Source organism: Gymnodinialimonas ulvae, assembly GCF_037543845.1.
Taxonomy (GTDB): Bacteria; Pseudomonadota; Alphaproteobacteria; order Rhodobacterales; family Rhodobacteraceae; genus Gymnodinialimonas; species Gymnodinialimonas ulvae.
In genome coordinates, this window is sequence record NZ_JBBIFX010000001.1 from 906,237 (window position 1) to 918,049 (window position 11,813).

At 59.0% G+C, this 11,813-nt stretch carries 13 protein-coding genes; 3 read left to right on the forward strand and 10 right to left on the reverse strand.

Going from position 1 to position 11,813, the window contains the following annotated elements; translation table 11 throughout:
• Window positions 1-218: 218 nt before the first annotated feature.
• The 9 genes from V8J83_RS04385 to V8J83_RS04425 all read right to left on the reverse strand — a co-directional run bounded on the left by V8J83_RS04385 (window position 219) and on the right by V8J83_RS04425 (window position 8,124).
• Window positions 219-518 carry a beta/alpha barrel domain-containing protein gene (locus tag V8J83_RS04385; protein WP_339983848.1) on the reverse strand — a complete coding sequence of 100 codons (300 nt, stop codon included), beginning with the start codon at window positions 516-518 and terminating at the stop codon, window positions 219-221.
• 75 nt (window positions 519-593) lie between these two features.
• Window positions 594-731 (reverse strand): beta/alpha barrel domain-containing protein, encoded by a 138-nt coding sequence (locus tag V8J83_RS04390; RefSeq protein WP_339983850.1) that lies wholly within the window; start codon window positions 729-731, stop codon window positions 594-596.
• Window positions 728-1,642, reverse strand: a complete 915-nt coding sequence (locus V8J83_RS04395) for a 2-dehydro-3-deoxygalactonokinase (RefSeq protein ID WP_339983852.1) — start codon at window positions 1,640-1,642, stop codon at window positions 728-730. Before V8J83_RS04395 ends, V8J83_RS04390 begins: the two co-directional genes overlap by 4 nt.
• A 149-nt stretch (window positions 1,643-1,791) precedes the next feature.
• Window positions 1,792-2,784, reverse strand: a complete 993-nt coding sequence (locus V8J83_RS04400) for an ABC transporter permease (protein ID WP_339983854.1) — start codon at window positions 2,782-2,784, stop codon at window positions 1,792-1,794.
• Window positions 2,785-2,806: 22 nt separating this feature from the next.
• Window positions 2,807-4,264: a sugar ABC transporter ATP-binding protein gene (locus V8J83_RS04405; protein WP_339983856.1), complete on the reverse strand. Its 1,458-nt coding sequence runs from the start codon at window positions 4,262-4,264 to the stop codon at window positions 2,807-2,809.
• 118 nt (window positions 4,265-4,382) lie between these two features.
• Window positions 4,383-5,354 carry a substrate-binding domain-containing protein gene (locus tag V8J83_RS04410; RefSeq protein ID WP_339983858.1) on the reverse strand — a complete coding sequence of 324 codons (972 nt, stop codon included), beginning with the start codon at window positions 5,352-5,354 and terminating at the stop codon, window positions 4,383-4,385.
• Window positions 5,355-5,387: 33 nt separating this feature from the next.
• Window positions 5,388-6,149: an SDR family oxidoreductase gene (locus V8J83_RS04415; RefSeq protein WP_339985990.1), complete on the reverse strand. Its 762-nt coding sequence runs from the start codon at window positions 6,147-6,149 to the stop codon at window positions 5,388-5,390.
• 5 nt (window positions 6,150-6,154) lie between these two features.
• Complete coding sequence (gene dgoD / locus V8J83_RS04420; RefSeq protein WP_339983860.1) at window positions 6,155-7,327, reverse strand: galactonate dehydratase; 1,173 nt, start codon at window positions 7,325-7,327, stop codon at window positions 6,155-6,157.
• Window positions 7,324-8,124: a FadR/GntR family transcriptional regulator gene (locus tag V8J83_RS04425; protein ID WP_339983862.1), complete on the reverse strand. Its 801-nt coding sequence runs from the start codon at window positions 8,122-8,124 to the stop codon at window positions 7,324-7,326. Before V8J83_RS04425 ends, dgoD begins: the two co-directional genes overlap by 4 nt.
• Window positions 8,125-8,273: 149 nt before the next feature.
• On the opposite strand from V8J83_RS04425, the gene V8J83_RS04430 reads away from it, so the two are divergent.
• Window positions 8,274-9,158: an aldose 1-epimerase gene (locus V8J83_RS04430; protein ID WP_339983864.1), complete on the forward strand. Its 885-nt coding sequence runs from the start codon at window positions 8,274-8,276 to the stop codon at window positions 9,156-9,158.
• Between the two features lie 142 nt (window positions 9,159-9,300).
• Here V8J83_RS04430 and V8J83_RS04435 read toward each other — a convergent pair whose 3' ends face one another.
• Window positions 9,301-10,251: a LysR family transcriptional regulator gene (locus tag V8J83_RS04435; RefSeq protein ID WP_339983866.1), complete on the reverse strand. Its 951-nt coding sequence runs from the start codon at window positions 10,249-10,251 to the stop codon at window positions 9,301-9,303.
• A gap of 117 nt (window positions 10,252-10,368) precedes the next feature.
• On the opposite strand from V8J83_RS04435, the gene V8J83_RS04440 reads away from it, so the two are divergent.
• Window positions 10,369-11,331 (forward strand): Bug family tripartite tricarboxylate transporter substrate binding protein, encoded by a 963-nt coding sequence (locus tag V8J83_RS04440; RefSeq protein ID WP_339983868.1) that lies wholly within the window; start codon window positions 10,369-10,371, stop codon window positions 11,329-11,331.
• On the forward strand, window positions 11,328-11,813 hold the full coding sequence (locus tag V8J83_RS04445; RefSeq protein ID WP_339983870.1) for a tripartite tricarboxylate transporter TctB family protein: 486 nt from the start codon (window positions 11,328-11,330) through the stop codon (window positions 11,811-11,813). Before V8J83_RS04440 ends, V8J83_RS04445 begins: the two co-directional genes overlap by 4 nt.

Consider the following 11,813-nt stretch of genomic DNA (forward strand, 5'->3'; position numbering starts at 1 on the left):
GTGGCACAATTACATCATGGGCATTCCGGGCAGCTATCACGCTGGAGTCGCACAGTGATGTCCCGACCCGTTTTATGCAGCAAAGCCGGAACACTTCATTAAGGGGGAAGACCCTACTGAGCCGTTATGCTCGAAACAGGCATCAAATCCTGCGACGCTCACCATGGCATTGCGTGATACATCGGACCGCGACATGACGGTTGAGACGAGGAAACTCCCTAGCCCAAAGGGATGGATCCCGGCGTCCAACCAAAGGCAAAATCAGAAGGTACGGCGCCGCCGACGGCAAACAGGGGAATGCGATTTGGCAGCACAGCCGTCAATGCTTTCACTCCAGAAGGTCCAAAAACGATGGCAGGGAAGATCTTGAGGCCCATTGCCCCGGCATCAATCGCAGTGAAGCACTCTGTGGGTGTCAGAACACTGGGATAGGCCTGCAGCCCAAGGTACCGCGTGGAAGAGATGACCTTGGGGTCGCAATTCGCCGAAACCACGATGAGGCCACCTGCATTGGCCAATCTGGCGACGTCTTGCGTTGACAAAAGCGTTCCGGCTCCGACCTGAGAATGCGTGCCGTGTGCGCGTACGATCCTTTAGATGCCGTCGAACGGGTTCGGTGAATTGGAGGGCACCCCAACCGTGTCGATACCGGCTTCGATCAACACGGCGGCGATGTCCGCGGCGTCTTCGGGGCTTATGCCACGCAATATCGCAATCGGATTTCGTTTCATGAAACAGCTTCCCGTAAGCTGGCTCTGACGGCTGCAAGGCCCGCAAGGGTCACGGTGTCTGCCTCAAGGCGAATGACCTCGCATTGCAGAAGCTCAAGCACTCTGGAATACAAATCCGCCAATGTACCGTCACCAAGAACGTGGACCACGCCCTGCCCGAGCAACGGCTTCGCCTGCCGGACGTCGGCGCCGAGAAGAAGCCCGGAAAGACGTGCCGTTGAGGCGGCGCTGCCAACGTCATGCAAGAGCGAGCCCGCCCGAATTGAGAACAGTTCGGCAAGGATGGTGGTGTCCTCTGCCAACGCCCGTTTTGCCGCCTCGTCAAAGCAAGACATCTCCCATGGACCATTGGAAACCGAATGGCGCAGCGTTGACTGGCTTTTGAGCAAGGCAAACACTTCACCCGTCATGGTTGTGCGAAACGACGAAATCCGCCCGTGGGAGCAGGCGACCCACTTACAGTGGGTTCCGGGCATGCAGACAAGACCATCCAGATCAGGGTCTGCCGCGAGGATCCCTGCAATCTGGGTTTCTTCACCGCGCATGACGTCGGGTGGGTTATCTTGCGACATTCCCGGCAGGACAAAGACCCGCAATCCCGCGTTAGGCAAGTCGATGCGTATCGCCTTGGCGCCGGTTGGCGGTCGACCCGGGACGGGCACGTAAGGCGCCTCACGCCACCCTTGGCGTGCTCCGACCATACCACAGGCGACAACGTCGAGGACGTCGTCGGACCGGGGTATGCCGGCAGTCAATTCAACAAGGACTTCGGCGAACTCATGGGGTTTCAAAACTGACATGCCCCGGGGGTCTTCGATCTTCTTAAGGACGGTATCGCCATCCCCCATGACCCATAGCCTCAGGTTAGACGTGCCCCAATCGACGGCAATCCATGTCGCAACGCCAGTCATATCCTGCCTCTTGCAAGTTGTGGGTGCACCCCGCCGAAAAGGTCATGCGTGGGATCGACAATGGCCATAGCGCTTACCTTCTTGACCGCCGAACTGTGCATGAGAAGGAGAAAACGGGAGGTGGGCGAAGCGCCCACCTCGTGATATTCTCAGGCCTTGTTCAGTCGGTATTCCGCCAGGAACACGGCCAGGATAAGCAACGTGCCCTTTGCCAGCATTTGATAGAACGTCGGTACTGCGGTCAGGATCATGCCGTTGTTGAGCACCCCGATGATGGCTACGCCAAGCAACGCACCGACGACTGTGCCACGGCCGCCTTGCATCGCGCACCCGCCGAGAAACGCCGCCGTGATCGCCTCAAGCTCCAGCCCGTCTGACCCCGAGATCGGCTGGCCCGATCCGGTACGTGCGGCCAGAAGCACACCGGCAACTCCGGCCATGACACCCGAAATGACGTAGATACCAACACGGTAACGCGGAATATTCAGGCCGGACAAGCGTGCTACGATGGGGTTGCCCCCGATCGCATAGTAGTTCCGACCGACGATGCTTTTGTGCATGAAGATGTAGAAGCCGACCGCAACAGCGATCAACACCCAAATCGGGATCGGCAGGCCAAGCAGGCGGTTGGTGCCGATGTACCGAAAGCTGTCCTCAAAGATCGAGATCGACTGGCCATTCGACAGAATAAAGGCCACGCCCCGGAAGATCGCCATTGTCCCAAGTGTCACAATAACGGCATTGATCCGCCCGTATGTAATGAGAACACCGTTGACCAAACCCGCAACCGCACCGACCGCAAGTGCCGCCACAATTCCGGCCCCCGTCAACCCGGTCGACTGCACAGCCATTGCCGTAACGACAGTCGTCAGGCCGACAATCGAGCCCACGGAAATGTCGAGACCGCCCGAAACAATGACCCCGGTCTGCGAAATTGCGAGGACCCCCAAGATGGCGACGCCCATTCCGATGTTCAGAAGGTTGCGGGTTGAAAAGAAGACGTCCCCGCGAAGCGTGCCGAAAATCACCAACAGGGCACATAGTGCAACCAGCAGGCTGATGTTGTGAATTCCCACGCGTTCGATCAATCGGTGCAGGAATGATGCGCCTGGGGCGTCGTTGTCTTTTGTGATGGTGGTCATTGGTTTGTTCCCGAATATTGTTTCATGCCGCCGCAGATCCGTGCGGAATAGCGGCTTGCATAATTGCTTCTTCATTCGCGTCTTCACGCGAGAACGCAGCCCTGATGCGGCCATCCGCCATCACCACGATCCTGTCTGAAAGACCGAGAAGTTCCGGCATCTCTGAAGAGATGACGATGACGCCGAGGCCCTCTTGATCGGTCAGCTTGCGAATGAGGTCATAGATTTCGGACCGTGCTCCCACGTCGATGCCGCGGGTGGGTTCGTCGAGGATCAGGATCTTGAGGTCACAGGCAAGCCACCGGGTCAGGACGACCTTCTGCTGGTTGCCGCCAGACAGGGATGTCACCGGGGCGTCCAGCGAAGAAGCCTTGAGCCGCATCTTGGTGGAAATCTGTGAAATCAAGGCGAGGGCCTTGCGACGGTCATAGAACCCGCGGCTGGACACCTTCTCAGGCACGCAGAGGACAGAGTTTTCAAGGATTGTCTGCATCAACAGCAAAGCCTCTTCCTTGCGATCCTCCGGCGCAAACCCGATCCCTGCGGCGATCGCTGCGGCAGTGTCACCGGAAGGTAATTCGGTGCCGTTTACCATGACGGTCCCGGCAGTGCGGCGATGGAACCCGAAGATGCCTTTCGCAAGCTCGGATCGGCCAGCGCCGATCAATCCGCCGATGCCGAGGACTTCGCCCGCGCGAAGCTCAAGAGAGATGTCGTGGACGTGCTCCGTGTTCATCGCGTCGACCTTCAGAACAACTGAACCGTCGCTCGATTTTCGGTCCGGAAACATCTCGGATAATTCACGGCCGACCATGAGCCGGGTGATCTGGGATTCTGTCACGCCTTCTGCGGGCAGATCATCGACAAGCAACCCGTCGCGCAGGACGACCACCCGGTCTGCCAATGCGGTAATTTCGGGCAATCGGTGCGAGATGTAGATGATTGCAACGCCCTGCCCGCGAAGGTCGCGGATGATCGTAAAGAGGCGTTGTGTCTCTTCATCCGTCAACGACGACGTCGGCTCGTCGAATGCCACGAGCCTACCACCGGCTTGAACCGCGCGCATGATCTCGATCATTTGCCGCTGAGCAGGCCCCAGGCCACCGCACATCTGCCGCGGATGCAGTTCGCGTTCGATGCCGAATTTCTTGAGCAGCGCAGCCGTTTCGCGCATCAGGCGCTTCCAATCGAGAAAATGGCCTGCCTTGCGCGGCAAATCCCCTGCGAAAATGTTTTCCGCCACAGTCAGATCCGGCACGATCTCCGGCTCCTGGTGGATCACGCGAATGCCCGCTTGATGGGCATCTCGGGGCTGACTGAATTCGACTGTCCGCCCCTCAACCTGGATCTCGCCACGCGTCGGAGCAAACACCCCTTCAAGCAAACGCATAAGAGTCGACTTCCCGGCGCCGTTTTCGCCAACCAAAGCCAGCACTTCGCCGAGTTTGACGTCAAACGAGATGTCGGTCAGTGCCTGCACGGGCCCGAAGTGCTTTGTGAGGCCTCGGGTGCTTACAAATGCGTCCGGCATTGGAGTTCCTCATACATCTTGTGAAAGAAGTTGGAGCGGGCATGGGAGGATTGCCCGCTCCGTCGCGTCATCCGTTACAAAGGCGGTCGCGATAGTCACCGAAATTTGCAAACGTCACAAATTCCGGATCGGAATAGGTTGCCTCTGGCAATGGAGCCCCATCGCGGATCGATGCAAGCAGTAGGTTGACCGCGTCGCGACCGTGGTTCTCGGAGTTGAGCCACATGGTGCCGCGATAGGCCGACTCCCGGCCGTTGCCGAACGCATCGCAGGCACGACTTCCGTCGATGCCGATCCCCATTCCGGTTTCCGCGGGATAACCGGAGTTCTCCATGGCACGCGCCGCGCCAAGTACTCCGTCATCGTTGCAGGCGTAGAAGATCCAGTTGTCGTATTGCGGATTGGCGGTCAGAGTTGTCGTCATGACGTCGATCGCGTTGACCATGCTGTTGTCATAGGCGGCGCGCACGATCTGATCCTCGGTGAGATCACTGTTGGCCAGAAGAGCTGCTTCGGCCCCGCCGTTGCGCTGCATGCAGGTGTCCGCCCGACGATCTTCAATCGAGACGATACCGACTGAGCCGGGTTCCCAGCCTGATTCCTCGTAGAACGCCGCCAACGCCTCGCCGACACGCTCACCGATCGCAAATGCGTTCAGGCCGACATAAGGGACCGGGTTACCATCTTGGTCGACAATGTCATCGTCGACCGCAATGAGCGGGATGCCGGCTTCGGCAGCCCGAGCGGCCACAATCGGACCAAGCGCCCGGTCGGGAACGACGATCGCAATTCCATCGACGCCATCGCCAATCATGGTGTCGAGGGTTGTGATCGTCAGGTCCGCGTTGAACTGGACGTCCTGGCTGATGAACTCGGCACCACCGGCTTCCGCGGCAGCCGCCGCGCCTGCCACTTCCGCGACGAACCACGGATGGTCGCCCATCTTGTTGATGTACCCGATCCTGATGTCTTCGTCCGCATGTGCTGCTACTGGGGCCAGCAGGACGGCACCCATTGCCGTCATCATCTTGATATTCATGAGATTTCCTCCCTTAGAGTGCTCTAACGATTATTAGTCGTGAAACAGTGCCGAACGTCCTCCATCGATGATGATCGTTTCGGCATTGATGAAGGGTGCTTCGTCTGAAGCGAGAAACACCGCAGTCATGGCGACTTCCTCTGGCCGTCCAATCCGACCGGGAGGATGCAACTTCTCAGCCTTGAGGCGTTCGGCTGCGGGATCTGGGAAACCCGCCCAATAGGCTTGGGCGATTTCGGTATCGATATATGCGGGGGCGATGGCATTCACGCGAATGCCATCGGCGGCATATTCAATCCCAAGGGCTCGTGTCATCCCGATGAGCCCGTGTTTGGCCACCGGGTAAGGAAACGTATGCGGAATGATCTTGAAGCTGTGGCTGCTGGCGATGTTTACAATCGCACCCGTCGCCTTTTGACGCATGGTCGGGAGAACTGCTTCGGCCATCGCCCAACAGGCTTCAAGATCAAGCGCCATACAGCGCGCCCATTCAGACCTCGGCATCTCGTGTGGGCGGTGGAAGACATTGGCCCCTGCGTTGTTCACAAGAACATCGATGCGCCCGAACCGCTCAAGGGTATGCGCGACACAGCGCTCAACATCCGCTTGCTTGGTGACGTCCGTTTGGATGAACGAACCACCTATTTCGGCAGCGACCCCATTGCCGGTCTCCGCACGCAACTCTGCCACGACAACCTTTGCGCCCGCGTCGGCATAAGCCCGGGCGATCGCCGCGCCTATGCCTTGCCCGGCTCCGGTGACGATGGCCACTTTGTTCTGAAGTCTTCCATTCATCGTGATCACCAATCCACCACAGTGCCGTCCGCCAGAACGGCGTTGCGGGCGTGCAGGACTTCCTGTTCAAACGGATGGCAGGCGATTTCGTCTTCGTTGACCTCAAGCCCGAGGCCTGGTTTTTCGGGCAGGTCCCAACGGCCCGGAACACGGTCGATGGGCCAAGTGACGACATCATCGTACCAGGGAACCGCGCCGACCATCTCTTCCTGAATGATGTGGTTGTGCGTCGAGATCCCGAAATGCAGTGCTGCGATCCCGGCTATGGGACCCAGCGGATTGTGCGGGGCCACACCGACGCCAGCTGTGTCACATAGCGAGGCGATCTTCTTCGCCTCCCAAAGCCCACCGACATGGCAGATGTCGGGTTGCGCGATCTGGAAGGCCTGTTTCTTCAACGCGGCGTCGAAACCGACCCGTCCCGTCAATCGTTCGCCAGCGGCAATCGTCACCGGGGACGTGCGGGTCAATTCGGCAAGGGCGTCGATGTTCTCAGGGGGAACCGGTTCCTCGGCGAAGAGGGGGCGCGACGGGGCAATCACTTTCAGGAACTCGCGGGCCAACGCGGCGGATGCAGGACGCCCATGGAAGTCGACCATGATGTCAACGTCGTCACCCAGGGCCGAGCGCAGCGCGTCCATCGATTCTCCGACCTGATCGATGGCCCGAATTGGCGCAGTATAGGCGGCATAAGGGATCGAGACGACTTTGACCGCGTCGTATCCCGCCTGCACAACGGCACGCCCGCGTGCGACCAATTCGTCCGTGCTTTCGGTCTCATAGACCGATTGCATCTGGCCCATGCCGAGGTGCGTGTAGGTGCGCAGGTAGTCCCGACATTTCCCCCCCAGCAAGCGCCAGACGGGGGTATCCAATGATTTGCCAAGGATGTCCCACAACGCGATCTCGACGCCGCTGATCGCGGACATGCCGATCACGCCCATGCGCCAGAACCCGTGGCGCATCATGATCTGGTAGCATTGTTCGATGTCGCGGGGATCCTGGCCCAGAAGAAGCGGTTCCAGATCCTCGACCGCTCCCGTCACGGCGCGCGTCTTCCATTCCAAGGTAGCCTCGCCCCAGCCGACCAAACCGGGTACATCCGTTTCGACCCGAACAAAGATCCAGTTCCGCATTTCAGCGTTGCAGACGATGCTCTTGATGCCCGTGATCTTCACGTGTGTCCCTTTCCGGCAGGATCTATCGCGACTTTCGACGCGCTTTCTTCAAGGGCGGTGTCCATGTCGCTTTTCGCCAGAGAGATGAGCGCACGCATCCCAGCCTCAGCTTCGTCGGGGCGGCGCATGCGGATTGCTTCCATGACGACGCGGTGCATCTCGATGGCTTGTTCAAAGGATTGGCTTGCGCGATTGGTTTTCCGGAAACTCGTCAGAAGCGCCGCTCGAATGGCGATGCCGAACTGGGCGAACACCCAGTTGCCGCTGGCCTCGAGAATTGCGGTATGGAAATCGAGATCGGACTTGCTGAAATCGTTGTTCTCGCGGCCTCCGGCATCGGCCATAGCGTCGAAGGCTTCGGCGATCCTGAGCAGCTCACGGGTGTCGCCACGTTCTGCGGCCAGTCGTGCGGCGGCTGGTTCCAGCAACTCCCGAGCCTCCAGCAGCGCCCGGTGAAACGAGGCGTCCTGGACCCCGCTCATGGCCGCTTCAAGGACGATCGGATCAAGCATTTGCCAAGCCGTTTTCGCCTGCACCACAGTGCCGGCACGGGGACGGGACCGGATCAGACCTTGGGCGCTCATGTATTGCATGGTTTCGCGCAGCGTTGTGCGGCTTACGTCAAAACGATCCAGCAGCTCGGCTTCAGCGGGGAGCGTCGCCCCCTCGGCGAATTCACCCGACACAACCGCTTGGACGAATTCTTGCAGGCACCCGGACATCTTGCGTCCGGTCTTGCCACCTGAATTCGGGGCAAGCCTGCCGCCAGACCTCTGGTTGTCTTTCGCGTCAGCCATGTGTTCCTCCCTGATTTGGTATCAAATATTATTTATTCATTTTTAGATAGTACTTTTTAGATCATTCGTACTATAAAACCGCAGCGCTCTGGAATGAAACAACAAAATATCAGTGCGAGCCCGCACACGGTGGTGGGTAGGAGGAAAAAATGAGCGAATCAAACCGTGTGAACCTGGCGTTGGGGGGGCTCAAAGCCTCGCTTTCGCTCCATGGTGGCGCGATCCTGAGTTGCACTTGGAGAGGGATACCGATCCTTCGCACAGCTCCAGAAGGGTGCGGACCTGGCGATCGGGCCTGCTTTCCTCTGCTGCCATTCGGCAATCGCATCACTGGCAACGGGTTCAGGTTCGAAGGTCGGTCATTCAGTTTGACGCCGAATACACCCCACGATCCGCACTACCTGCACGGCGAGGGTTGGCAAAGTGACTGGCAGATGACCAAGAATACGCCAGACACGGTTGAGATGCGTCACGCCTGCGTCGGATCGACAATCCCCTACGCGTATCAAGCGACCCAGTCCATTTCTGTGGCCGAAGAGGATCTATCGCTGACGCTTTCGGTCACGAACGTTGGACCGCTCAGGATGCCCTTCGGGATCGGTTTCCACCCCTACTTCCCCTTGACCCGCAACACCGTGCTTCAGTTCCTCGCGGGGCCCATGATGGACGAACTACCAGGACATCTGTCCGGCCCGCCTGTTCCGACGCCCGCAGATATGGACTTTCGCACCGGTGCCCCGCTCCCCGGGCGATGGATCAACAATGCGTTCGAAAATTGGGACGGCGACGCATGGATCAAATGGCTGGACAGAGGCATCGCCGTACATGTGCAGGCGGATGCAGTCTTTCGCGTCGCGCAGCTCTACGCGCCGGGATCTACAGAGGGTCCGTCTACTGACGCGGACTATTTTGCATTTGAGCCCATGAGCCACCTTCCCAATGGCCACAACTTGGAAGACTTGGGCGGGCTGGTCCCGCTCGCAAAAGGCGAAACCCTCACCGCGAGCTTGGTCTTGAGGCCACAGGTCTTGTGAAACGCGGCGTCGCCGGTCCCGGCTCGATCAAGTAGGCTGGGTTGCGCAAATCCACCGTTCTTCGTCAAATGCTCCAAGGTTGGCTAAGGGCCGAGGACACCCCCCTTCCCCTCAACAGATGCGCCGCCTCCGACCACGGTGTTCAGGTTTCTCGGATTTCGCTGTCCGGCCTCAGCCTTTCCTCGCACATTTCCTTTAGAACCTTGACGAACGACGCCCGCGCCGGGTGTGGAACGTTGGTATCGGATACAAAGTATCCAAAGTCGATGTTCACGCGAGGCCGCCATTGACGAACCGCCAAGCCGTGCTGCTCTGCCGGGCTGAGTGTAATTGAATCGGTAAATGTGAAACCGATCCCCTCTCGGACCAACCGACAGGCCGCCAGACTTGTCGACATTTCGTGTATGACGTCCAGATGCTCATCAGCTTTGGTCAGTTGGCGGTCTAACAGAGCGCGCATATTCGTACTCTCTTCTAACGCAACATAAGACAGATCCCTCACGTCGTCCGGCGTCAGGACCTGCTTTCGGGTTGCTGGATGAGCGTCGGGTAGCGCCACCCGCATTTCGGCCTGTGCCAGCAATTGCGCTGAGGGGTTCTGATCGGGCAACGGCAATGTGGCGACCCCGACGTCGTAGAGGCCGTGCGTAATGCGGCGACCCAGATACCGGCGCGGATGCACCTCCAGCTTCAGTTTGACGCTCGGGTCGAGCTTGACGAGGCATGCCATGGCCGGCACGATCAGGCCCTCAACCATCCTGGGGTGGCAGATCACCCGCAGGGGCGGAGCGGAGTTGGTTGCGATCTGCTGAAACAAGTCCGGAAGGTCGTCTACAGACGCCAGAATACGCACGGCTTGGGGGTAGAACGCATCGGCCTGATGGGTCGGAACCATGCGTTTGCGATCACGGTGAAACAATTGAATGTCGAACTCCGCCTCAAGGATCTGAATGAGCCTGCTTGCGGCCGGTTGGCTGAGGTTCATCTTGTGACAAGCCCGTGCCAGCGTTCCCTCATCCATGACGTTTACGAAAACGCGCAGGCTCTTGAGGTTCATGACAAGTGCCTTTCCTTCTTCGAAATCCACGGTCATCAGCTTTTTCGAAGATGTAATCCGATTATAAGATTTTTTCGATCAATTTTTTTCGTCTACGATATCGAAAACCAGTGTTCGGCCAACGATGCCGGATCCCCAACAAGGAGTATTTCGATGGATCGTAGATCATTTCTGCACCTCAGCCTCGCAGCGCCTGCTTTGGCGATGACGTCCACTGCAGCGTTCGCCGAGTGGAATCCGCGCCGTCCGGTCAACGTGATCGTTCCTTATTCCGCAGGTGGCGGCACGGACAGCTTTGGCCGCGCGCTGGCGGAGTCGGCGGAAGCCGCCCTTCCCGTGCCCATGGTGATCGTTAACCGCCCGGGTTCGTCCGGCATCACCGGGGCGACCGAGGCCGCAGGGGCGCGTCCCGATGGCAGCACCTTCATGATGACGTCGTCGGGGTCCTTAACCTTGACGTATCTGTTGCGTCACACCGATGTGGACCCCTTCGACAGCTTCATTCCTGTCGCCCAGATCGGTCGTTTGACGACATCGCTTATGGTTCCCATGGACAGCCCGTACGAGACCTTGGATGATTTGGTGGCCGCCATACAGGAGGCACCGGGCACCTTGCGGTGGGCTCATACCGGACGCGGCGGCTTCCACCACGTGGCGGGCCAGGGCTTCCTGAACGCTGCCGGGTTGGAAGCGCAGGATGTGCCCTTCAGTGGCGGCGGCAATACGCGCGCTGCCGTCATTGGCGGACAGGTCGATTTTGGCATGATCGGAATTCAACAGGCGGCTGGTTTTGCCAACGAATTGCGCACCCTTGCCTTGGTGTCTGACACCCGCGATGCCTTTGCAACCGAGGTTCCGACGTTCGCCGAACAAGGCTACGAGGTGCCGTTGATCTCTTCACCCATCGTGGTGTTTGCACCGCTTGGCACGCCTGACGATGTTGTCACCGGCATGCAGGACGCGATTGAGGAGATAACGCAGGAGCAAGGCTTCATCGACAGCATGGCCGAGCGTGGAAATGCACCGGCGTTCTTGCCGGGTGCCGATGTCGCGACTGTTCTGGCGGCGTTGCGCGATGATGCAGCACCCATTGTCGCCGGTATCTCCGAGGAATGAACACAGTTACGCCCTCTCGCCGCTTGGGCCAGGGCGTCGTCATCGGCGCGGTGCTGATTGTTATCAGCATCGCCGCCCTTGTCGCCAGTTTCCAGATCGACAAGGATCCTGGCGGCGGCTGGGGCGCGCGGATCTTTCCGCTTGCGGGATCGGGCGCACTGTCGATCGTGGGCTTGTTGGAGCTTCGATCCGGTCAAATCGCCAGCGTCAATGCACCCACCAAAGTCAATCCTTCCATCTGGGCGTTGCTGATATTGGCGCTTGGCTATGTCTGGCTGATCAGCAAAATCGGCTACCTTCTAAGTACCGGATTGGTTGCACCCCTGGCGTTATGGGTGTTCGGCATTCGGCGGCCGATAGCCCTTCTTCTTGCCGCTCTTCTGTGTCCGGCGATCTACCATTTGGTCTTCTTCGAATTGCTCGGCGTTTTCCCGCCCTACGGCAAATGGTTTGACCTGCTCGACATCTTGCAAGGCTATTGA

Bases quoted from the DNA above. Each gene is read 5' to 3' on its own strand.
- V8J83_RS04400 (WP_339983854.1), bottom strand. From the start codon at position 2,784: ATGACCACCATCACAAAAGACAACGACGCCCCAGGCGCATCATTCCTG.
- V8J83_RS04435 (WP_339983866.1), bottom strand. From the start codon at position 10,251: ATGACCGTGGATTTCGAAGAAGGAAAGGCACTTGTCATGAACCTCAAG.
- V8J83_RS04425 (WP_339983862.1), bottom strand. From the start codon at position 8,124: ATGGCTGACGCGAAAGACAACCAGAGGTCTGGCGGCAGGCTTGCCCCG.
- V8J83_RS04430 (WP_339983864.1), top strand. From the start codon at position 8,274: ATGAGCGAATCAAACCGTGTGAACCTGGCGTTGGGGGGGCTCAAAGCC.
- V8J83_RS04445 (WP_339983870.1), top strand. From the start codon at position 11,328: ATGAACACAGTTACGCCCTCTCGCCGCTTGGGCCAGGGCGTCGTCATC.
- V8J83_RS04390 (WP_339983850.1), bottom strand. From the start codon at position 731: ATGAAACGAAATCCGATTGCGATATTGCGTGGCATAAGCCCCGAAGAC.
- V8J83_RS04415 (WP_339985990.1), bottom strand. From the start codon at position 6,149: ATGAATGGAAGACTTCAGAACAAAGTGGCCATCGTCACCGGAGCCGGG.
- V8J83_RS04395 (WP_339983852.1), bottom strand. From the start codon at position 1,642: ATGACTGGCGTTGCGACATGGATTGCCGTCGATTGGGGCACGTCTAAC.
- V8J83_RS04440 (WP_339983868.1), top strand. From the start codon at position 10,369: ATGGATCGTAGATCATTTCTGCACCTCAGCCTCGCAGCGCCTGCTTTG.
- V8J83_RS04410 (WP_339983858.1), bottom strand. From the start codon at position 5,354: ATGAATATCAAGATGATGACGGCAATGGGTGCCGTCCTGCTGGCCCCA.